The sequence below is a fragment of the Streptomyces kaniharaensis genome, from assembly GCF_009569385.1.
GTDB lineage: Bacteria > Actinomycetota > Actinomycetes > Streptomycetales > Streptomycetaceae > Kitasatospora > Kitasatospora kaniharaensis.
Window position 1 is genome coordinate 2224296 of the sequence record NZ_WBOF01000001.1, and the last position, 22239, is coordinate 2246534.

At 74.8% G+C, this 22239-nt stretch carries 15 protein-coding genes and 1 pseudogene; 5 read left to right on the forward strand and 11 right to left on the reverse strand.

Annotated features, from left to right (window positions below; all coding sequences use genetic code 11):
* Positions 1 to 27: 27 nt before the first annotated feature.
* Both F7Q99_RS10025 and F7Q99_RS10030 read right to left on the reverse strand, forming a co-directional pair.
* Positions 28 to 2304 (reverse strand): DUF5682 family protein, encoded by a 2277-nt coding sequence (locus F7Q99_RS10025; protein ID WP_326846490.1) that lies wholly within the window; start codon positions 2302 to 2304, stop codon positions 28 to 30.
* Positions 2301 to 3383, reverse strand: a complete 1083-nt coding sequence (locus F7Q99_RS10030; RefSeq protein WP_153460944.1) for an ATP-binding protein — start codon at positions 3381 to 3383, stop codon at positions 2301 to 2303. The genes F7Q99_RS10025 and F7Q99_RS10030 overlap by 4 nt, the downstream gene beginning before the upstream one ends.
* Before the next feature lie 189 nt (positions 3384 to 3572).
* On the opposite strand from F7Q99_RS10030, the gene F7Q99_RS10035 reads away from it, so the two are divergent.
* The gene (locus tag F7Q99_RS10035) at positions 3573 to 4880 is read left to right on the forward strand and encodes an SWIM zinc finger family protein (RefSeq protein ID WP_153460945.1); all 1308 of its coding nucleotides are present in this window, start codon (positions 3573 to 3575) and stop codon (positions 4878 to 4880) included.
* Between the two features lie 16 nt (positions 4881 to 4896).
* Positions 4897 to 6483, forward strand: coding sequence for a DUF5691 domain-containing protein (locus F7Q99_RS10040; RefSeq protein WP_153460946.1), 1587 nt, complete (start codon positions 4897 to 4899; stop codon positions 6481 to 6483).
* A 26-nt stretch (positions 6484 to 6509) separates the two neighbouring features.
* Here the strand turns inward: F7Q99_RS10040 and F7Q99_RS10045 are convergent, their stop codons facing one another.
* Complete coding sequence (locus F7Q99_RS10045; RefSeq protein ID WP_153460947.1) at positions 6510 to 6917, reverse strand: cobalamin B12-binding domain-containing protein; 408 nt, start codon at positions 6915 to 6917, stop codon at positions 6510 to 6512.
* A 319-nt stretch (positions 6918 to 7236) separates the two neighbouring features.
* On the opposite strand from F7Q99_RS10045, the gene F7Q99_RS10050 reads away from it, so the two are divergent.
* Positions 7237 to 8010, forward strand: coding sequence for a M23 family metallopeptidase (locus F7Q99_RS10050; protein WP_153460948.1), 774 nt, complete (start codon positions 7237 to 7239; stop codon positions 8008 to 8010).
* On the opposite strand, the gene pcrA is transcribed toward F7Q99_RS10050, so the two are convergent.
* From pcrA to F7Q99_RS10065, 3 genes are all read right to left on the reverse strand, one after another.
* A complete protein-coding gene (gene pcrA / locus F7Q99_RS10055; protein WP_153460949.1) occupies positions 8007 to 10619 on the reverse strand; it encodes a DNA helicase PcrA in 2613 nt (870 codons plus the stop codon). The genes F7Q99_RS10050 and pcrA overlap by 4 nt on opposite strands.
* A 97-nt stretch (positions 10620 to 10716) precedes the next feature.
* Positions 10717 to 11424 (reverse strand): LuxR C-terminal-related transcriptional regulator, encoded by a 708-nt coding sequence (locus F7Q99_RS10060; protein WP_153460950.1) that lies wholly within the window; start codon positions 11422 to 11424, stop codon positions 10717 to 10719.
* Positions 11417 to 12814, reverse strand: coding sequence for an ATP-binding protein (locus F7Q99_RS10065; protein WP_326847189.1), 1398 nt, complete (start codon positions 12812 to 12814; stop codon positions 11417 to 11419). Before F7Q99_RS10065 ends, F7Q99_RS10060 begins: the two co-directional genes overlap by 8 nt.
* A gap of 205 nt (positions 12815 to 13019) precedes the next feature.
* Here F7Q99_RS10065 and F7Q99_RS10070 point away from each other — a divergent pair, with 205 nt between their 5' ends.
* Together F7Q99_RS10070 and F7Q99_RS10075 are read left to right on the forward strand one after the other, a co-directional pair.
* On the forward strand, positions 13020 to 14474 hold the full coding sequence (locus F7Q99_RS10070) for a PspC domain-containing protein (protein ID WP_195911029.1): 1455 nt from the start codon (positions 13020 to 13022) through the stop codon (positions 14472 to 14474).
* Positions 14471 to 14680, forward strand: a complete 210-nt coding sequence (locus tag F7Q99_RS10075; protein WP_153460952.1) for a hypothetical protein — start codon at positions 14471 to 14473, stop codon at positions 14678 to 14680. The genes F7Q99_RS10070 and F7Q99_RS10075 overlap by 4 nt, the downstream gene beginning before the upstream one ends.
* Positions 14681 to 14725: 45 nt before the next feature.
* Here F7Q99_RS10075 and F7Q99_RS41005 read toward each other — a convergent pair whose 3' ends face one another.
* From F7Q99_RS41005 to F7Q99_RS10095, 5 genes and pseudogenes are all read right to left on the reverse strand, one after another.
* Positions 14726 to 15187 carry a QcrA and Rieske domain-containing protein gene (locus F7Q99_RS41005; RefSeq protein WP_407697846.1) on the reverse strand — a complete coding sequence of 154 codons (462 nt, stop codon included), beginning with the start codon at positions 15185 to 15187 and terminating at the stop codon, positions 14726 to 14728.
* A 42-nt stretch (positions 15188 to 15229) separates the two neighbouring features.
* A pseudogene (locus F7Q99_RS41010) lies at positions 15230 to 15760 on the reverse strand (DoxX family protein); the annotation flags it as partial.
* Between the two features lie 192 nt (positions 15761 to 15952).
* Positions 15953 to 17548: a glutamine-hydrolyzing GMP synthase gene (gene guaA, locus F7Q99_RS10085; protein WP_326846491.1), complete on the reverse strand. Its 1596-nt coding sequence runs from the start codon at positions 17546 to 17548 to the stop codon at positions 15953 to 15955.
* Positions 17549 to 18537: 989 nt separating this feature from the next.
* Entirely contained in the window at positions 18538 to 20277 is a 1740-nt protein-coding gene (locus F7Q99_RS10090; RefSeq protein WP_153460954.1) for a hypothetical protein, read from the reverse strand.
* Between the two features lie 121 nt (positions 20278 to 20398).
* A complete protein-coding gene (locus F7Q99_RS10095; protein WP_153460955.1) occupies positions 20399 to 22189 on the reverse strand; it encodes a GMC oxidoreductase in 1791 nt (596 codons plus the stop codon).
* Positions 22190 to 22239 lie beyond the last annotated feature (50 nt).

A 22239-nucleotide genomic window follows, 5' to 3' on the forward strand; every position in this document is an offset into this window, starting at 1 on the left:
GGGTGGCAGCGCGGGTCGCAACGCGGGTCAGGTGTTGCGGCCGGCGGCCTGCCGGGGGATGAACGGCCGGACGCCGAGCAGCATGGCCATCACCGGCACGGCGGCGTCGGCCCGGCCGCGGTCGAGCTCGCCGGCGGCGGGCTCGCCGAGGTGTTCGGCGTCGAGCGGGCCGGCCGCGACCCGGGCGCCGACGGTGCGGCGGACGCCCGTCTCCAGGCCGGCGAACGTCCGGCGCAGCAGCGGCAGCACGTCGGTGAAGGCCTCGCCGGGCACGCCGGTCAGCCACTCGTCGAGCAGCGCGAGCAGCCGGGGGTCGTGCAGCAGCAGGGCGCCGCCGCCCGTGAGGAAGCCCTCGATCCAACCGGCCGCATCCGCCGGGGCGTTGGCGGTGGAGAGGACCAGGCTCAGGCGCCGGCCGGCCTCGTCGGAGTCGAGCCGTCCGTCGTCCAGCAGCAGCCGAACGGCGCGGCCGCGGAGGAGGCCGGGGGCGCCGGTGGCCGGTCCGCCGGCCGGTTCGCGGCGGGCCAGCGAGCGCAGGGCGGCGGCCCAGCGGTCGGCCAGGCCGTCAGCGTCGGCGGCGAGCAGGGCGATCGCGCCGTGCACCTCGTCGAGCCGGGCGCGCATGGTCGCCGCGTGCTCGGCGTCCAGGCCGACGCAGGCGGGCGGCAGCCCGACGCAGATGCGGTCGGCCAGGCCGGTGGCGGCCGCGCCGAGCGCGCCGTGGTCGGTGCCGCGCACGTCGCCGTAGCGCAGCGCGCGGACGAGGGCGGGCAGGGCGCCGGCCAGGTGGGCGACGTCGGTGTCCAGGGCGGCGCGGTCGGCGAGCACCCGCATCACCGCGGGCAGGGCGCCGGGCAGGCCGGCCAGCAGGCAGGTCTCCACCAGGCCGGTGAGCTCGGCGAGTTCCGCGGCGGCGCGGGCCTCGCCGACGGCCTTGGCGACGGCCGCCTCCTCGACGGTGGTGCCCCACTGGGCGGCTTCGGCGATCCGGACCGCGAACTCGGGCTGCCAGCACAGCCGCCAGCTCTCCCGGAACGTTCCGGTGGAGGCGACCGCGGACCGGGCGGGCACACCCCAGTCCACGCCGAGCAGCCGCAGCCGGTGCAGCAGGCGCGAGCGGGCGGCATCGGTGTCCCTGCGCAGGTCGAGGTCGAGGTCCCGGGGCGTGGCCACGGGCTTGAGCCGCAAGGTGCGCTGGAGCCGGGTGAGGTCCCGCTGGAGCGGCACGGCCGGTGCGGCGTCGGGCACTTCGCCGAGGGCGTCGCCGATCACCAGGCGGTCGCGGACGAGTTCCAGTGCGACGTCGGAGCCGTCGCACATCACCGCGCGGACGGCGTCCAGGGTCTCGGTGAGCCCGGCCAGCGGCCGTCCGCGCAGCGCCGCCAGGGTCTCGGCCAGCCGGACCGCCTCGATCACGTGCGCCGAGGAGACCGGATGGTCCTCGGCGCGCAGCAGTTCGGCGGCCCGGGCGAGCCAGCGCGGCACCGGGTCGCCCTCAGCGGCGTGGAGGTGGTGGTACCAGCCGGGCGATTCCACGCCCGCGCCGTAGCCGGCGGCCTGGGAGAGCCGGCGGTGCGTCCAGGGCACCCAGGTGATGTCCGCCCTGGTCTTCTTCGGCAGCTCCGCGAGCAGCGCCCGGTCGTGGGCGATGGTCGGCATGGCGGCGAGCGCGGGCACGTGGAACGCCCCGCAGACGACGGCGATCCGCCGGTGCCCGGCCCGCCGGGCGGCGCGGATCCGCTGCCGCATGTGGGCCTCGCGCAGCAGGTCCCGGCGGGACTCGCCGAGGCCCTCCTCGCGCAGTGCCGCCATCGCCTCGGCGACCGCCGCGAAGGGCGCCAGGGCGTCCGCGCCGGGCGCCCGGTGCTCGACCACGTCCTCCCACCAGCGCTCGGGGTCGTCGTGCCCGGCCGCCTCGGCGAGCAGGGCGATCGGGTCGGCGGCCGGTTCGTCGGCGGCCGGTACGTCGGTATCCGCGGCGCCGAAGCCGTACGCGGCCGGGAGGTCGATGAAGCGGACCGGCAGATCCCGGTCGACGGCGTACCGGATCGCCACCCACTCCGGGGAGAACTCGGCGTACGGCCAGAACGCGGCGCGCGCCGGGTCGTCCACCGCGTGCGCCAGCAGCGCGACCGGCGGCACCAGGTCCTTCTCGGCGGCCAGCCCGACGATGCCGTCGGCCTCGGGCGGGCCCTCGATCAGCACCGCGTCCGGCCGCAGCTGCGCGAGCGCGGCGGCCACCGACCGGGCCGAGCCGGGGCCGTGGTGGCGGATGCCGAGCAGCGCCACCTCGGGGTCGTTCACCGCACCTCCTCGCGGGCGGCCCGGTAGAAGTCCTTCCAGCCGTCGCGCTCGCGCACCACTCCTTCGACGTACTCGCGCCACACCGCCCCGTCCGCCACCGGGTCGCGGACGACGGCACCGAGGATGCCCGCCGTCACGTCCCCGGCGCGCAGCACGCCGTCGCCGAAGTGGGCGGCCAGGGCAAGTCCGTTGGTCACCACCGAGATCGCCTCCGCGGTGGAGAGCGTGCCGCTCGGCGTCTTGACCTTCGTCCTGCCGTCCACCGTGATGCCGGCCCGCAGCTCGCGGAAGACCGTGACGACCCGCCTGATCTCCTCGGCGCCGCCGGGCAGTTCGGGCAGCTCCAGGGACCGGCCGAGCTGGTCGACCCGGCGGGTGACGATGTCGACCTCCTCCTCCAGCGAGGCCGGCAGCGGCAGCACCACGGTGTTGAACCGGCGGCGCAGCGCGCTGGACAGCTCGTTGACGCCGCGGTCCCGGTCGTTCGCGGTGGCGATCACGTTGAAGCCCCGGACGGCCTGCGTCTCGGTGCCCAACTCCGGTACCGGCAGCGTCTTCTCGGACAGGACGGTGATCAGGCTGTCCTGCACGTCGGCCGGGATCCGGGTCAGCTCCTCGATCCGGGCGAGCTTGCCGTCCGCCATCGCCCGCATCAGCGGCGAGGGCACCAGGGCGTCCCGGCTGGGGCCGCGGGTGAGCAGTTGGGCGTAGTTCCAGCCGTACCGGACGGCCTCCTCGGGGGTGCCGGCGGTGCCCTGCACCAGCAGCGTGGAGTCGCCGCTGATGGCGGCGGCCAGGTGCTCCGACACCCAGGTCTTGGCGGTGCCGGGAACGCCGAGCAGCAGCAGCGCACGGTCCGTCGCCAGGGTCGTGACGGCGACCTCGACCACCCGGCGCGGGCCGATGTACTTCGGTGTGATCCGGGTGCCGTCGGCGAGTTCGCCGCCGAGCAGGTACGTGGCCACGGCCCACGGGGACAGCTTCCAGCGCTCGGGACGCGGCCGGTCGTCCTGCGCGGCCAGGGCGGCCAGTTCGCCGGCGAAGGCGTCCTCGGCGTGCTGCCGCAGAACGTCGGTCATGGGACGGCTCCTTCTGGTCGTGCCGCCGGGTGGCGGGCCGGCGAGGTGGATCGGGGGAGCAAACAGGAGGGGCGACGGGTGGGACTGCGACAACCACCCTGCACCGGGCCACTGACACTCGCCGGGCGGACGGTCAGGGGCGGACGGGCAGTCAGGGCGATGTCAGTGCCGCGGCCTACCGTCGATGCCATGGAGGAACGCTGGAGCACCGAACACGTCCTGTCCCTCGCACCTGACGCCGCGTCGCAGAAGGCCGCCGGCACGTTCTCCACGCCCGCTCCCTGGTCGGCGGCGGGCACCGACGGCGTCGCGGTCTGGGGCGAGTGCCGGGGCAGCGGCAGCACGCCGTACCGCACGGTGGTCGAACTCGCCACGCCCGCCTACCAGTGCACCTGCCCGAGCCGGAAGTTCCCGTGCAAGCACGCGCTCGGACTCCTCCTGCTGTGGAGCGGCACCCCGGAGGCCGTCCCCGCCGCCGAGCCCGCCGACTGGGCGGCCGACTGGCTCTCGGCCCGGCGGGAGCGCGCCCCGGAAGCCGCCGCCGAGTCCCCTGTTCAAGCCGATCCGGCCGCCGCCCGCCGCCGGGCCGAGCAGCGCGGCGCCCGGGTCGCCGCCGGCGCGGCCGAGCTGCGGCTGCGCCTCGCCGACCGGATCCGGCACGGCCTGGCCGACCGGTCCGCCGCCGGGCCGTGGGAGGAGGTGGCCGCCCGCATGGTCGACGCCCAGGCGCCGGGCCTCGCCGCCCGGGTCCGCGAGCTCGACGGCCTCCCGCAGGACCGGCTCCTGGAGGAGTACGCGATGCTCCACCTGCTGGCCACCGCCGCCACCCGGATCGATGAGCTGCCGGCCGCGCTGGCCGCGACCGTGCGCACCCGGGTCGGGTACACCACCGACGCCGCCGAAGTCCTCGCCGGGCCCACCGTCCGGGACCGCTGGCAGGTCCTGGGCAGCAGGGACACCGCGGACGACCGCCTGACCACCCGCCGGGTCTGGCTGCGCGGCGCCAAGACCGGCCGACCGGCCCTGCTGCTCGCCTTCGGCCGCCCCGGCCGGGCCCCCGACCTCGCCGTCCCGACCGGCCACCTGCTGGAGGCCGAGCTCGCCTTCCATCCCGGCGCCCGGCCGCTGCGGGCCGCCCTCGGCACCCGGTACGGCGCCCCCGAGCCCGGCCCGGCCGCCGCGCCCGAAGGCCTCACCGTCGCCGAGGCGGCGGCCGGCTACGGCACCGCCGTCGCCGACGATCCGTGGCTGGACGCCTGGCCCACCGTCCTCGCCGGGGTCGTCCCGGTCCGCACTCCGGACGGCTGGCAGCTGACGGACGGCCACCACACCGTCCCGGTCCGCTCCTCGGCCGTCCCGGAGGCGGCCCTCTGGCGGCTGGCCGCGGTGTCCACCGGCCGCCCGCTGACGGTCTTCGGCGAGTACGGCCACCAGGGCTTCGCCCCGGTCACGGCGTGGGCCGGCGATCACCGCCCGATCGGCCTGACCACCGTCTGACCCGAGGAGCCCGAGAATGACGACCACCCAGGATCCATGGGAGACCCTGCAGGCCACCGCCCTGCTCGGCACCGACCGCCGCCCGCTCCCCGCCGCCGCACTGCCGCTCGCCGAGTCCGTCGACCGGTCCGACCCGGCGACGGCCCTGCTGGAGCTCGCCGCCCTCGCCACCGTCCGCCGCCGCGCGGGCGCCCTGCCCGTTACCGCCGCCGAGCCGCCCGGTCCGCCCGCCCCCGAGGACGCCCGCCCCGAGCTGCCTGCGACGGCGGCCCGCCGGCTCGCCGTGCTGCTCGCCGGGCGGTCGAACGGCGGCGGCAACCTCGCCAACCTCACCGAGCTGCTGCCCCAGTGGCTCGCCACCGCCCGCGCCCGGGGCTTCCGCCCACCGCCCGCGCTGGTGCCCGCCCTGCTCGACGCGGCCCGCGCGCGCAGCGAACTGCGGCCCGACGGCGTCGCCCTGGCCGGCCCGCTCGGCCGCTGGCTGGCCGGCCAGAACCCGGACTGGCGCTACGTCCTGCGCACGTCCGCACCCGGGGCGCCGGAGCAGCCCACGGACGACCACCTGTGGCACGAGGGCCTGTTCGCCGAGCGCGTCACCCATCTCACCCTGCTGCGCCGCCGTGACCCGGCCGCCGGCCTCGCCCTGCTGCGGAGCACCTGGCCGACCGAGCGCGCCGAGGACCGCCTGCTCTTCCTGGACGCCCTCCAGGACGGCCTCTCCCCCGCCGACGAACCGTTCCTGGAGGCCGCGCTCGGCGACCGCGGCAAGAACGTCCGGGCCACCGCCGCCGAGCTGCTGTCCACCCTGCCCGGCTCGGCCCTCGCCCGCCGGATGGCCGCCCGCGCGACCGCCGCCGTCCGGCTCGCCCAGCCCGGGACGCACCTGCTGGTCACCCCGCCCGCCGAGTGCGACGCGGCCATGCAACGCGACGGCATACCCCTCAAGTCCCCCACCGGGCGCGGCGAACGGGCCTGGTGGTTCGGCGAGGTGATCGCCGCCGCACCGCTGTCCCTCTGGCCGGAGACCACCGGGCTGACGCCCGAGGACCTGCTGGCGCTGCGGGTCGGCGACAGCATCGACGAGACCAGCAGCAGCTGGGCCGACGACCTCCGGGAGGCCTGGGCCCGCGCCGCCGTCCGCCAGCAGGACGCCGACTGGGCCAGGGCGCTGCTCGGCCCGGCACCCGTTGCGCCCGTCCGGGGCGCCGGCCGGACCCGGGCGCCCCGCGTAACCGGCGCCCCCGCCAAGCTGCTGTCCGTCCTGCCGCCCGCCGAACGGGCCGCCTGGACGGCCGCGTTCATCGAGGTGCACGGCCTGGGCGAGGCCTTCCAGCTGCTCGGCGCCTGCGGCACGCCGTGGACCCCGCCGCTGTCCACCGCGGTGGTCGCCGCGCTGGCCCGGGCCGCCGCCTCCGGCGCGTACCCGTGGAGCCACAGCGGGGTGCTCGGCATGACGGAACGCGCGCTGGCGCCGGAGACGGCCGGCGCCGTCGAGGCGCTGGCCGCCGAGGCCGCGCCCGACTCCGCCTGGTCCGAGACCTTCGCCCGCCTCGCCGGGACGCTCCGCTTCCGGGAGGCGATGCTCGCCGAACTGGAGTGCTGAGGTTCGGCGGGCCGGCCCGCCGAACCTCAGCCCGCGGCCCGCAGGTTGGCCTCGACCCAGGCGACGACGTCCCGGGTGGGCGTGCCCGGGGTGAAGATGTCAGCGACGCCCATCGCCTTGAGCTCGGCGATGTCCTCGTCCGGGATGATCCCGCCGCAGAAGACCTTGATGTCCGCCGCGTCGCGCTCCTTGAGCAGCTCCAGCACCCGCGCGCACAGCGTCATGTGGGCGCCGGACAGGATCGACAGCCCGATGCCGTCCGCGTCCTCCTGGATCGCGGTGTCCACGACCTGCTCGGGCGTCTGGTGCAGCCCGGTGTAGATGACCTCCATGCCGGCGTCGCGCAGGGCACGCGCGATGACCTTGGCGCCGCGGTCGTGACCGTCCAGCCCCGGCTTGGCGACCACCACACGGATCGGCCCTGACACACCCATCACTGCCTCCTGGACCTCGTCGTCCACCAACCACCCGGCCTCGTGGGCCCTGGGCACGGTTAACGGTCGATAACCAACCTGAGGGGAGGTTAGCGCCACCCGGCCCGGTTGACCGTGCCACCCCTCAAGAGGAGGGCAAAATCACAGCCCCACCCCTTGCTACCAGTGGGTATACCCCCCACCGGCCTGCGGCACAGACCCCTCGGCCGACCTCTTGACAACCCGGCGGTTTTCGGACGCGTCAAACCTGCGGCTACAGTCTCGGCTGTTTTCCCTCGCCCGATGACGTGACCGAGGCCCACCGAGGAGGCAGCCCCCGATGGCTCCCGACGCCGCTGCCCGTCTTACCCGCGCGGAGCTGCGCCTGGCCGCCCGCGAGCAGTCCCGTGCGCAGCGCCGCGGTGCCGCCAAGGCGGCCACCCGGGCCGCGCTGTTCCGGGTCGCGGTCCCCTCGATGGCCGCACTCGGGGTTGCCGCCGCCGCGGCGATCACGGTGGTGCAGAGCGACACCGGCCGGGTGCCCGCGCAGGCCTCGGCGGCCGACGCCCCGGACGACACCGCCGCCAGGACCACCGCCCAGCAGGCCGCCGCGGCCGACAACCCGGCGCAGGCCTCGCGCGGCGACGCCCGCCAGCCGCTGGCCGCCACCCAGCCCACGGACGCCCCGACCGCCCAGCCGACCCAGCAGCCCGCGCAGCCGAAGGTGGTCATGCCGGTCGCCAAGCACGGCCTCGGCGAGCTGTTCGGCGCGGCCGGCACCCACTGGGCCAACCGCCACACCGGCATCGACTTCCCCGTGGACGGCGGCTCCGAGGTCTACGCCGTCACCGACGGCACGATCCGGACGCAGTGGAACCCGTTCTACGGCTACATGTCGATACTCAAGATGCCCGACGGCACCGAGGCCTGGTTCTGCCACCTGCGCGGCTACAAGGTCCGCAAGGGCCCGGTGAAGCAGGGCGACGTCATCGCCTTCGTCGGCAGCAGCGGCAACAGCACCGGGCCGCACCTGCACTTCGAGATCCGGCCGGCCGGCAGCGGGCCGGTCGACCCGCTGCCGTGGTTCCTCTCCAACGGCCTGGACCCGCGCTAGAGCTTCTCCACCGGCGCGTACCGCAGCAGCAGCTGCTTGCGGCCGTCCGAGCCGAAGTCCACGGTGGCCTGCGCCCGGTCGCCGACGCCGGTGACGCCCACCACCGTGCCCAGCCCGAAGGTGTCGTGGGTGACCCGATCGCCGACCGCGAGCGAGACGACCTCGCGCTCCACGACCTTGCCGCCGCGCCGCGCCGACTGCCCCCAGCCGGCCTTCGGCGCGGCCGCCGACGAGGACGTGCGCGAACTCCCGCCCCCGGCCGAGGACTTGCCCCAGGACGACCCCGACGAGAAGCCGCGCGCGGCCGGCACCTGCGCCGCGCCCGTCCGCTTCCACTCCACCAGGTTCGCCGGAATCTCCTCCAGGAACCGCGAGGGCGGGTTGTAGGCGGGCTGCCCCCACGCGCTGCGCAGCACCGAGCGGGTCAGGTAGAGCCGCTCGCGCGCCCGGGTCAGCCCGACGTAGGCGAGCCGGCGCTCCTCCTCCAGCTCCTTGACCTGGTTGAGCGCCCGCATGTGCGGGAAGATCCCGTCCTCCATGCCGGTCAGGAACACCACCGGGAACTCCAGGCCCTTGGCGGTGTGCAGGGTCATCATCGTGATGACGCCCTGGCCCTCGGTGTCCTCGTCCGGGATCTGATCCGAGTCGGCGACCAGCGCGACCCGCTCCAGGAAGTCGGCCAGCGAGCCGACCGGCGGCGCACCCTCCTCGCCGGCGTCCGGCCGCTCGCCCGGGTCCTGCTCGTACTCCAGGGCCACCGAGGCGAGCTCCTGGAGGTTCTCCACCCGGGTCTCGTCCTGCGGGTCGGTGGAGGCCTGGAGCTCGGCCAGGTAGCCGGTCTCCTCCAGGACGGCCTCCAGCACCGCCGCCGGGCCCGCGCCCGACTCGACGACCTGCCGCAGCCCGGCCATCAGCGTGTTGAACTTCCTGACGGCGTTGGCCGAGCGCGCGGCCATCCCGTACGCCTCGTCGACCCGCAGCAGCGCCTGGGCGAAGGAGATCCGCTCCCGCGCGGCCAGCGCGTCGATCATCGCCTCGGCCCGCTCGCCGATCCCGCGCTTGGGCACGTTGAGGATCCGGCGCAGCGGCACGGTGTCCTCGGGGTTGGAGAGCACCCGCAGGTACGCCAGGGCGTCCCGGACCTCCTTGCGCTCGTAGAAGCGCACCCCGCCGACCACCTTGTACGGCAGGCCGACCCGGATGAACACCTCCTCGAAGACACGGGACTGGGCGTTGGTGCGGTAGAAGATCGCGACGTCGCCGGGCTTGGCGTCGTCCGCGTCGGTGAGCCGGTCGATCTCGTCGGCGATGAACTGGGCCTCGCCGTGCTCGTCGTCCGCGACGTAGCCGACGACCTTCTCGCCGTGGTCGCCGGCCGTCCAGAGCTTCTTGTCGCGCCGGTTGGCGTTGCGCTCGATGACGGCGTTGGCGGCGCTCAGGATCGTCTGCGTGGAGCGGTAGTTCTGCTCCAGCAGGATCGTGGTGGCGTTCGGGTAGTCCTCCTCGAACTGGAGGATGTTGCGGATGGTCGCGCCGCGGAAGGCGTAGATCGACTGGTCCGCGTCACCGACGACGCACAGCTCGGCCGGCGGCACGTCGGCGAGGCGCCCGGCGTTCGGGTTCACCAGGTCGCCGTCGACCGTCCGCCTGGGGGCGTCGGCCACCGAGCCGCCGGTCAGCTCCCGGACCAGCGTGTACTGGGCGTGGTTGGTGTCCTGGTACTCGTCGACCAGGATGTGCCGGAACCGCCGGCGGTAGTGCTCGGCGACGTCGGGGAAGGCCTGGAGCAGGTTCACCGTCGTCATGATGATGTCGTCGAAGTCGAGCGCGTTGGCCTCGCGCAGCCGCCGCTGGTACAGCGCGTAGGCCTCGGCGAGCTTCTTCTCCGTCGGGTTGGCGGCCTGGTCGGCGAAGGTCTCCTCGTCGATCAGCTCGTTCTTGAGGTTGCTGACCTTCGCCGTGAACGACTTCGGCGGGAACTGCTTCGGGTCCAGGTCGAGGTCGCGGCAGACCAGCGACATCAGCCGCTGCGAGTCGGCCGCGTCGTAGATCGAGAAGCTGGAGGTGAAGCCCAGCACCTTGGACTCGCGGCGCAGGATCCGCACGCAGGCGCTGTGGAAGGTGGACACCCACATCGCCCGGGCACGCGGGCCCACCAGCTGCTCGACGCGCTCGCGCATCTCGCCGGCCGCCTTGTTGGTGAAGGTGATCGCCAGGATCTCGCCCGGCTGCACCCCGCGGGCACCCAGCAGGTAGGCGATCCGGTGGGTCAGCACCCGGGTCTTGCCGGAACCGGCGCCGGCCACGATCAGCAGCGGCGAGCCGGCGTGCAGGACTGCCTCGCGCTGCGGGTCGTTCATGCCCTCCAGCAGCTGCGCCGGGTCGACCACCGTCCGGGCGGCGCCGTTGCGGTACCAGGCGTCCCGCTCGGCCTCCGCGGCATGGTCGGTCTGGAACAGCCCCGCCGGGATGGCCTCCTCGTAGGCGTCGTACGGAACGTCGTCCTCGTACGGGGGAGGCTCCTCGTCGAGAGGCACGGCGGGCTGCTTCGACCCGGCCGCGAGGGCCTCGAAACCGGGGAGCGGGAGGTCGTCAAAGAGGCTACTCATGGCACTCCGAGTCTATGGCCCCGCACCGACAAGCCCGCCCGGCCGGTACGGATCCGGCCGGGCGGGCGGACTTGACAGCCCCCTCGGAGGCGGCGGCTCAGACCAGGCGGCGGGCGGTGGCCCAGCGGGTGAGCTCGTGGCGGTTGCTCAGCTGGAGCTTGCGCAGGACGGCGGAGACGTGGCTCTCGACCGTCTTCACCGAGATGAACAGCTGCTTGGCGATCTCCTTGTACGCGTACCCGCGCGCGATCAGCCGCAGCACCTCGCGCTCGCGCTGGGTGAGGCGGTCGAGGTCCTCGTCGACCGGCGGGGTGTCGGTGGCGGCGAAGGCGTCCAGCACGAAGCCGGCCAGCCGGGGGGAGAACACCGCGTCGCCGTCGGCGATCCGGAAGATCGCGTTGACCAGGTCGGTGCCGGTGATGGTCTTGGTGACGTAGCCGCGCGCGCCGCCGCGGATGACGCCGATGACGTCCTCGGCCGCGTCCGAGACCGACAGTGCGAGGAACTTCACCCCGCCCTGCTCGCCGCTCATCACCCCGGCCGAGCGGCGCAGCACCTCGACGCCACCGCCGCCCGGCAGGTGGACGTCGAGCAGCACCACGTCCGGCCTGGTCTCGGCGACCACCCGGACCGCCGACTCCACGTCGTCGGCCTCGCCCACCACGTCGATGCCGGTGGCCTCGGTACGCCCGATCTCGGCCCGGACCCCCGTCCGGAACATCCGGTGGTCGTCCACCAGCACGACCCGCGCGACACGCCCCCCGCCCTCGGCAGGTGAGGCCCCCATCGGCGCTGCGTCAGTCATTCGTTCTCTCCATCTCCAGCTCGACCTCGGTGCCGCCGTCCGGCGCGGGCCGCACCCGAGCGGTGCCGCCGTTGCGCTTCATCCGGCCGATGATCGACTCCCGTACGCCCATCCGGTCCTCGGGCACCGTGTCGGGGTCGAAGCCGGGGCCGTGGTCGCGGACGAACACCGACACCGTCCTCCCCTCCACCTCGGCGTAGACCTGGACCGGTCCCCCGCCACCGTACTTGGCGGCGTTGACGGTCGCCTCCCTCGCGGCCTGCATCTGCGCCGCGATCTTCTCGTCCATCGGGCAGTCGCCGACGATCACCAGCTCGACCGGGACGCCGTGCCGGTCCTCGACCTCGGCGACGACGGCGCGCAGGCTCTCCGCCATCGTGTCCGGCGCGGCCTCGGCGGCGGCCTCCGGGCGGTACAGCCAGAGCCGCAGCTCGCGCTCCTGGGCGCGCGCCAGCCGCAGCACCTCCTTCGGGTCCTCGGCCCGGCGCTGGATCAGGGTCAGGGTGTGCAGCACCGAGTCGTGGACGTGCGCGGCGATCTCGGCGCGCTCCTGGGCGCGGATGCGGGCGGTGCGCTCGGCCCCGAGGTCCTGCCACAGCCGCAGCCCGTACGGGCCGAGCAGCACCAGCACGCCGGCCAGCACCGCGATCGAGGCCTCGATCACCGAGCCGAGCGTCGAGCCGCTGCCCTGCATCGCGAGCAGGGCGATGGTGCCGGCCACCACGAGCAGCACGCCGGCGCCGACCCGGGTGTAGGCGCCGCGCCGCTTCTCGCCCTCCTCCAGGCCGAACCAGCGCTGCCAGCGCGAGTCGTCGGCCTGCCGCCAGACCAGCGCGACACCCACGCCGATCGCCAGCAGCGGCCAGGTGTACGGCTTGGCGGTCTGCCAGCCGAGGACGTTGAGCAGGGCGATCAGGCCGATCACGACCATCACCAGGGCGGCGAGCTGGCCGAGGCCGCCCTGCGCGTTCTTGGTGGCGGGCCGGGCGGCGGCCTCGCTCTCGGCGGCGGCGGTCACGGCGACGGGCTCGCCCTGGAGCGCGTGCTGGAGCAGTTCGCGCAGCCGGCCGACCCAGCCGCGGCTCCCCTTGGTCAGCGGCGGGCTCGGCGCCTGCCACTGGGAGGCCGGGACGAAGGTGCCGTTGACGTAGACCCAGTGCGCGCCGCCGCGCAGCGCGGGCTCGCCGATGCCGATCGGCACGACGAACCAGAACGCCGCGTACAGCAGCCCGCCGATGCCCTGCGCGAAGAACAGCAGCACGAACGCGAGCCGGACCCACCGCACCGGCAGCCCGAGGTGCACCGCGAGGCCGTGCGCGACGCCGCCGAGCATCCGCCCCTGCGGGCTCCGGTAGAGCCGGCGGTAGGGCGGACGGCCGCCGTCGGGCACGTTCGGATCGGCGCCCGCCGGCGGGGCCGAGTCGGGGGCGAGGGGACGGGGATCGGTACCGGGTGCTGCCACGCCACCGATGGTTCCACGCGGGCACCTGCGGGCGCATCAGGGTGTTTCCCTACCCCTTATCAGGGACAAGTCAGGGTGCGAGCAGGGCCGGCACCGGTTGGGCGGGGCCGCGCGGCCCGGAAGGATGGGGGCCATGACCGACGACCACCGCATCCAGGAGGCCGGGCCCGCGGCCCCGCCGGAACCGGACCGCCCCCCGCTGACCCGGGCCGAGCACCACCGCGTGGTGGCCGGCGTCTGCGGCGGCCTCGGGCGGCATCTGGACATCGACCCGGTGGTCTTCCGGGTCGTCACGGTGGTGCTCTGCCTCTCCGGCGGGCTCGGCCTGTTCCTGTACGGCCTGGCCTGGCTGATCGTGCCGACCGAGACGGTGCCGGACGGCAGGGGCGGCAGCCGGCACGGCCGCACCGAGCTCCAGCGGGTGCTCACCGGCCGGGTGGACGGCCAGTCGGTCGGCGCGGTGCTGATGACCGTGATCGGCACCGGGGTGTTCTTCTCCTCGATGGGCGACGGCGACCAGCTCCTCCCGTTGCTGCTGCTCGCCGGTCTGGTTTTCCTGGCGGTGCGCTACGACCCCGAGCGCCGGCGCGGCCGGGTCCGCGGGCGCCGCCGCGGCGGCCCGTACGACCGCGCGTACCCCGGCGCCGAGACGGCCGGCACCGCGTACGTCTGGCCCCGGCAGGAAGCGGCGGACGCCGAGGCGGCCCGTGCCCGGCACGCCGCCGAGCAGGCCGCCGGCACGGTGCCCGCCGACACCCCGGCCCCCGGCCCGACCGGCTACCTGTGGGACCCACGCCACCCGGAGCGCAACCCGTACGGCGCCGGCTCCACCACCACTGCGCCGTTCGGCACCCCGGTGCCGCCGCCGGGCAGCCCGGCGCAGCCGTGGTGGCAGCGCACCGACCTGCCGGAGGGCGACCCGCTGCGCAAGGAGCGCCCGGCGGCCCCGCCGAAGCGGGCCGTGGTCCGGCATCCGAAGGATCGGTCGGCGCTAGGCTTCTTCGGCTTCCTGCTGGCGATCGGCGCGGGCGCCGCGGTCTGGTCCGCCTCGGCCGGCCACACCGGCGCCACCGTGCTGGGCGCGACCGCGCTGGCGACCGCGCTGCTGGTGATCGGTCTGACCCTGCTGGTCGGCGCGAAGTTCGGCCGGGCGCGCAAGCTCGCGGCGGTCGGCCTGCTGATCACCATGGCGCTGGTCTTCGTCGGCCGCTCGCCGGACTCGCTGAAGAACGCGGTCGGCGACCGCGACTGGACCGTCACCTCGGCGGCGCAACTGGAGCCGAAGTACGCCCTCGGCGCCGGCCAGATCCGGCTCGACCTGAGCGGGCTCGACCCCGCCGGGGGGACCCTCGCCAGCCGGGTGGAGCTCGGCGCCGGGGACCTGACGGTGCTGGTGCCCGCCGACGTGACGGTGACCGTGATCACCCGGATGGGCCTCGGCGACGTCACCGTCCCCGGCTCCGACGACGGCGACGGCACCGGCCGCCACACCTACCAGATCCACCCCGGCGGCGACCGGACGTCCAAGGGCACGCTCGACCTCCAACTCTCGGTCGGGCTCGGCAACATCAAGGTGGTCCAGCAGTGAGGAAGCACCGGCTCGACCTGTTCTCGCTGATCGCGGGCGGACTGTTCACCGTGATCGCGGTGGTCTACCTGGTCGCGGCGCTCAACGACCGGTCGGTGAACGGACGGATCGTCATCCCCGTCACCTTCCTGGTGCTGGGCGCCGGCGGCCTGGCCGGGGCGGTCGCGGCGGTGGCCCGCCGCGGGCGCACCGACCGGGAGGAGTGAACCCGGCCCCCGAACCCCGGCCCCCGAACCCCGGCCCGCGGCAGCTCAGCTCTGCAGCGGGCCGAGGTTCAGCTTGTCGCCGTCCTTGGTGACGCGGTACTTCGGCAGCGGCTTGGTCGCCGGTCCGTTGACGACGGCGCCGGTGGCCGCGTCGAACCGGGAGCCGTGGCACGGGCAGTACAGCTGGCCGTTCTTCGGGGCGTCCACCACGCAGCCGGAGTGCGTGCAGACCGCCGAGAGGCCGCAGTACTGGCCGGTCTTGGGCTGGACGATGTAGACGGCGTCGCCGGTGGCCGGGTCCTTGACCTGGGCCGAGCCGCCGACCGGCACGCTCGCGGCGGGCACCGAGGGGGCCGGCCCGGCGGGAGCGGTGGGCGCCGGGGCCGTGCTCACCGGAGCCGCGGACTGCTTCGGGGCGGCCTGCTTGCCCCGGCCGAAGGTGCGGGTCAGCGATCCGGTGAGCAGCCCGGCGCCGCCGATCGCGACGGCGGCGATCCCGCCGTCCACCAGGGCCCGGCGCTTGACGTGCTCCTCGGTCAGCCCGCGCTCGCGGTCCCGCCCGCCGCGCCGGGCGAGGTAGCCGTCCACCGACAGCACCGGGGTGCCGGCCAGCAGCAGCGGCGTCCAGGCCATCAGGTAGACGAGGTCGTTGCCGAGGTAGTACGGCGACACGTTCCAGCTGACGGTCAGCCAGAAGCTCAGGTTGATCAGCGCGCCGCCGAGCGCCGCGACCCGGCCCCAGAGGCCGACCAGGGTGCCGAGGCCGACGGCCAGTTCGCCGAAGGCGATGGCGAGCGCGGACAGGGTCGGCGCGTGGAGGGCGGGGCCGAGCAGGAAGGAGATCGGGCTGCTGCCCTTGACCGCCTGGGTCTGCGAGACGAATGACGCCGGATCGCCCGCGCCGGCCAGGTAGTGCGTGTCGGACAGCTTGTCCAGGGCCGCGTAGACGAAGGTGACGCCGAGGAAGAGCCGCAGCGGTAGCATCGCGTACCGGGTCGCGAACGCCCGCCGCTGGGCCGCCCGGACCGCCCGGCCGGCCGCTCCCCCGCCGACCGTCACGGCGTTGCTGGCCTCCGACATGCCTCACACCTTCCCTTTCGCCTGTCACTATCCGACAGGTCCGGACCGCATTCTGCCCGCTCCTGAACGCTTTCGGTGGGACATCCCACCCGCCGACCCCTCCGCACCGCGAACGGCCGCGCCGCCGCTCCCTTCACTACGGGAACGACGGCGCGGCCGTTCAGGCTCCGGCCCGGCGGCCGGCGGGAGTGCTCACTCCCACTCGATGGTGCCCGGCGGCTTGCTGGTGACGTCCACGACGACGCGGTTCACGTCGCGGACCTCGTTGGTGATCCGGGTGGAGATCCGGGCCAGCACGTCGTACGGCAGGCGCGACCAGTCGGCGGTCATGGCGTCCTCGGACGAGACCGGGCGCAGCACGATCGGGTGACCGTAGGTGCGGCCGTCGCCCTGCACACCCACGCTGCGCACGTCGGCGAGCAGCACGACCGGGCACTGCCAGATCTCGCGGTCCAGGCCGGCCGCGGTCAGCTCCTCGCGGACGATCGCGTCGGCCTCGCGGAGCAGGTCCAGCCGCTCCTCGGTGACCTCGCCGACGATCCGGATGCCCAGGCCCGGGCCGGGGAACGGCTGGCGCTGGACGATCTCCTCCGGCAGGCCGAGCTCCTGGCCGACCATCCGGACCTCGTCCTTGAAGAGCTTGCGCAGCGGCTCGACCAGCTGGAACTGCAGGTCCTCGGGCAGGCCGCCGACGTTGTGGTGGGACTTGATGTTGGCGGTGCCGGTGCCGCCGCCGGACTCCACCACGTCCGGGTACAGGGTGCCCTGGACCAGGAAGTCGACCGACTCGCCGTGCTCGCCGGCCTCGGCGATGATCTCGGCCTGGGCCTGCTCGAAGACCCGGATGAACTCCCGGCCGATGATCTTGCGCTTCTCCTCGGGGTCGGTGACCCCCTTCAGCGCGTTCAGGAAGCGCTCGGCCGCGTCGACGACCTTGAGCTGCACGCCGGTGGCCGCGACGAAGTCCTTCTCGACCTGCTCGGTCTCGCCCTTGCGCATCAGGCCGTGGTCGACGTAGACGCAGGTGAGCTGCTCGCCGACGGCCTTGTTGACCAGGGCCGCCGCGACCGCGGAGTCCACGCCGCCGGAGAGGCCGCAGATCGCGCGCTTGGTGCCGACCTGGGCGCGGATCAGCGCGACCTGCTCGTCGACGACGTTGCCGGTCGTCCAGGTCGGGGCGATGCCGGCGCCGCGGTAGAGGAAGTGCTCCAGGATCTGCTGGCCGTGGTCGGAGTGCAGCACCTCGGGGTGGTACTGGACGCCGTACAGCCGGGCCTCGTCGTTCTCGAAGGCCGCGACCGGCACCACGTCGGTGGACGCGGTGACGGTGAAGCCCGCCGGGGCGGCGGAGCAGGCGTCGCCGTGCGACATCCACACCGAGTGCTGCGCCGGGACGCCCTCGAACAGGGTGGAGCCGGTGCGGGTGACGGTCAGCGGGGTGCGGCCGTACTCGCGCGCACCGGTGTTGTCGACGGTGCCGCCGAGCACCTTCGCCATCAGCTGGAAGCCGTAGCACATGCCGAAGACCGGGACACCGGCCTCGAAGATCGCGCGGTCGAGCTGCGGCGCGCCCTCTTCGTAGACCGACGACGGGCCGCCGGACAGGATGATCGCCTTCGGGTTCTTGGCGAGCATCTCGGCGACCGGCATGGAGCTCGGCACGATCTCGCTGTAGACCCGGGCCTCACGCACCCGGCGGGCGATGAGCTGGGCGTACTGGGCACCGAAGTCGACCACCAGGACGGTGTCGGTCTCAGGTACGGACTGGACGGGAATTGCAGCGGACACAGACGGCCTTCCGGCAGCGGTATCGAGGGTGTCGCACGGACCACGTCCTGATCGGGCCGCGGCGGCGACGGGTGGGGGTGTCTAGGCACCGATTCTACCGGGCTGCCCGGTTTCACTCGTCTGCCCGTCCAAGCGGCCGTGACCGAGCGGGCCCGCTCTTCGTTGCTTCACACGACGTGCGACCGCGCCGCGCCTGCCAGGCGCGCCGCCTCCGCCCCGGGCGCGGGGCGCCGCCGCACGGCACTGCAGGACCACGCGTGGAGCTTTACCCAGTCCACCGGCGCACGTGGCGCCGCCGCCGTTCCGGCCCCGCCGGGCGCGGCGCGCCGTGGGACCGTGCGCGGGTGCCGCGGCCGGCCAGCAGGGGACAGCGACCCCGGCCGCGACTGGACGGTGAGGTGGGGCGGTCGGCCCCGGGGACGCCCGGACCGGCCGCCGCACCCCCGGTCCCCTCTCGCGACCCCGTACGCCCCGGAACGCGAACCGGGCGCACACCCTTCACCGTCCCGCGCCGCTACGCGCGTCCCCGTGCGCCGCTGCCGGCAAGACCACTACACACCGTGATCATCGACCGGGCGAACCGAGGTTCACCGCCCCAAAATGGACTGTGCCGAAGTGTGCCGAATCGGTTGCATAGCGGGCCCTTCGTCCAGCACGATGCTTCGTGGAAGCGGTTCTCCCGGCGGGCAACGGCTCACCGCGGAGGCCGGGACCGCTGCCGCCGCGACCCGAAGCGGCAAACGGTTTTCACCTCACGCTCCGTGAGCGAAGGCCCGGCGCAGGCATGCGCGCCGACCCGCCGCACCGCGAGCGTGCGCGCCCCGCGCCACCGGCCACCCACGCCGGAGCCGCACCCGGCGCGAGCCCAGGCCAACCGACACGACGGCGCTCCTCCCCCGGCGCCGTCATCCAGCACCGGCGCAGCCCTGACGCCGAGTGCTGAGCGACAAAGGGCCCCGTTCCCCCGCGGGGCCCTTTGCCCTGTCCTCCTACTGCTGCTTGCGCCAGACGCTCGGGTCGACCGGCTCCGCGCCACCCTCCGGGCCCTTGGACGGATCCACCGGCCCGGACGCCGGCGCAGGCGGGCCGGCGGGCGGGCCTGCGGGCGGGCCGGCCACGTCGCTCACCGCGGGCGCCGCCGGGTACGCCACCGGCTCGCCCGCGGGCCCGAACGCGTACGGCCCGCCCTGCGGCGGCACCGCGCCGGGCGGGACGGCGGCCGCGCCCCGGCCGCCCGCGAGGGAGGCCAGCACCGGTGGCAGCAGCACCGCGCCGAGCACCGCCCAGATCACGTTCGCCGCGAGGAGCGACACGAAGACCAGGCTCACCGCGTAGTCGTGGCCGAGCATCCGCCCGCGGAGCCCGGTGGTGGTCACCGTGGCCGCGCCGCCGGCCAGCGCCATCAGCAGCGTCAGCCCGGCCGCGTACACCACCGCGAGCCGGATCCGGTCGGCCGCGTCGAGCCGGCGCCGGTGGGCGGTCCAGGCCAGCAGGGCCACCGCGGCGAGCACCAGCAGCCCGGTCCAGCGCCAGTCGGCGCTCTGGTCGCGCAGGTCGAAGAAGGAGAACTCGTGGGATCCGGTGCCGTCGGGGCCCCAGTCCGGGTCGTCGGAGCCCCAGTCCGAGGAACCTGACCGGCCGTCGGCCGTGGCCTCGGCCCGGAACGTCGCCCCCGAGCCCACGCCGATCAGCATCAGCCCGAGGTTGGGCAGGAAGGCCAGCGAGACGCCGGTCTGCCAGCCCTCGCCGTTCGCGGCGACCAGGATGAACCCCACCACCGCGGCGACCCCGACCACCAGCGTCAGCACCTGTCCGGCCGCCAGCGAGGCCACCGCCCAGCCGCGGATCGACCGGCTGCGCCAGGCCGCCCAGCGCAGCGCGTCAGTGCCGTACACGGCGAAGGCGACCAGCCCGGCGAGCAGCGCGCTCCAGCCGACCGCCTGGGCCCAGCCGGCGTCGGCGGTGTACGTCACCACGTCCCGCTCGTACCGGTCGCCGGTGTACGGGTTCCAGGTCGTGCCCGCGAGCAGGCCGACCACCAGCGACACGGCGGCCGCGACCACGGCGGTGCGCAGCGCCTCGCCGGCCGCCTGGGCGCCGGTCAGCTGCTGGGCCGTCCGCGCCTGCCGGCGGCGGGAGGAGACCCGCAGGCCCAGCCAGAGCGCCAGCAGCCAGAACACGGTGACGGTCAGCGGGATCAGCCGCGCCGTCGCATCGATGCCGGTGCCGGAGTGCCGCACGTGAGTCGAAACGGCCAGCCGGAACGGGGCACCGAGCGCACCGAGCGCCATCGCGAGGGCGGCGCCGAAGCGATCGCCGAACTCGGGGACGTTGAGCGGCGAGCCGTCGCCGTAGTCGCTCGGGATCGCCGCGATCAGCGCGGCGACCAGCAGCACGGCGGTCGGCGCGAGCAGCACGGTGAGCGCGGGGCGCCATTCGGCCCCGGTCAGCCAGCGCATCGCGGGCGACTGCCCGGTGGCCGGGTCGTACGGCCGGCCGGCGCCCCAGTTGCTCGCGGGGTACGGCGCGGGGTGGCCGGGCGCGGGCGCGTACCCGGGCCCCGTGGGCGGCCCGTACGACGGCGGTACGGGCGGTGCGGTCGGCGGAACATTGGGCGGGGCGGTGGGCGGAGCGGCCGGTGGTGGCGGCGGCGCCAGCGGCCGTCCACACGAGGCGCAGGCGAGCGCCCCTTCCACCGAAGCCGCGCCGCACGATGCGCAGATGGCCATGAACCGCGTTCTCCCCGTTCGACGATTTCCCTGGTCCCCCCAGGGAGCCCGTTTATCCCATCGGATCCGAACGGCTGTCAAACGGCTTCACCGAACGGCACGTTGACCTCGCGACCGCGGTTCAGCCCTGCTTCTTCGGCACCTCCGGGACGGGCAGCAGCGGCAGCCGCAGCGCCCCGAACGCGTCCTCCGGCACGGCCGGCCGCACCGGCGCCACCGCCGCGACGCGGCGGTAGGCCTCACCCGGCTCCGGCCGCGGGTCGGCCTCGCCCTTGTTGGGCCACATCGACATGGCGCGCTCGGCCTGCGCGGTGATGGTCAGCGAGGGGTTGACCCCGAGGTTGGCGGAGACGGCCGCGCCGTCCACGACGCTGATCCCCGGGTGCCCGTACAGCCGGTGGTACGGGTCGACGACGCCGGTCTCGGGGGCGTCGCCGATCGGGCAGCCGCCCAGGAAGTGGGCGGTCATCGGGATGTCGAAGATCTCGCCGACCGTGCTGCCGGCGAAGCCGTTGATCTCCGCGGCCAGCGCCTGGGCGCCCTCTTCGGCGGCCGGGATCCAGGTCGGGTTGGGCGCGCCGTGGCCCTGGGTGGAGGTCAGCCGGCTCTTGCCGAGCAGGTCCTTCTTCAGCGAGACGGTGATCGAGTTGTCCAGCGACTGCATCACCAGGCCGATGATCGTCCGCTCCGACCAGCGGTGCTGGTTCATCGAGCGCGCGAAGGTCAGCGGGTGGCGCACCGAGTGGCCCAGGTAGCGCAGCCAGCGCGGGGTCCGTCCGCCGCCCTTGACCTGGGCGATCGACAGCGCGCCCATCGCGTTCGAGCCCTTGCCGTAGCGGACCGGCTCGATGTGGGTGTTCGCGTCCGGGTGGATCGAGGACGTTATCGCGACGCCCTTGGTGAAGTCCGCCCGGGTGCCGTACAGCCGGTCGGTGGTCTGCGCGCCCACCAGTGCCTCGGAGTTGGTCCGGGTCAGCTCGCCGAGCCGGGCCGAGAGGCGCGGCAGGTGGCCGTCCGCGCGCATCCGGTGCAGCAGCGACTGGGTGCCGTAGGTGCCGGCCGCGACCACCACCCGGGCGGCGGTGATGGTCCGCGCGCCCGCCTTCACCCGGTCCGTCCGCGAGCGGGAGTCGGTGCGGCGCACGTCCACCGCGTAGCCCTCGCCGAGCTCCCGGATGCGGGCCACCGTGGTGAGCGGGTGGATCTCCGCGCCGCCCTTCTCGGCCAGGTACAGGTAGTTCTCGGTGAGCATGTTCTTGGCGCCGTGCCGGCAGCCGGTCATGCACTCGCCGCACTCCACGCAGGCCTTGCGGGCCGGGCCCGCACCCCCGAAGTACGGGTCGGCGACCTCGTCCCCGGGGGCCGCCTTGGCCCTGCCCCCGGCGTCCTCGCCGTCCCCGAAGAAGACCCCGACCGGCGCCATGTGGAAGGTGTCCGCGACGCCCATCCGCTCGGCCGCGGCCTTGAGGTGGACGTCGGAGGGGGTGACGGTCGGGTTCAGCCGGACCCCGAGCATCCGCTGCGCCTGGTCGTAGAACGGCGCCAGCTCCTGCTGCCAGTCGGTGATGTGGCGCCACTGGCGGTCCTCGAAGAACGCCTTCGGCGGCACGTACAGGGTGTTGGCGTAGTTCAGCGAGCCGCCGCCGACCCCGGCGCCGGCCAGGATCAGCACGTTGGCCAGCAGGTGGATCCGCTGGATGCCGTACAGCCCGAGCCCCGGCGCCCACAGATAGTTCGGCAGGTCCCAGGAGTTCCTGGGCAGTTCGTCGCGGTCGAAGCGCCGTCCGGCCTCCAGCACGGCGACCCGGTAGCCCTTCTCGGTCAGCCGCAGCGCGGCCACCGACCCGCCGAAGCCGGAGCCGACGACGACCACGTCGTAGTCGAAGCCGTCCTGTTCCGGGGACCCCACCATCTGCCACTGCTCCTTCGTACGACGAACCTGACCCTGGTACCGGCGAGCCC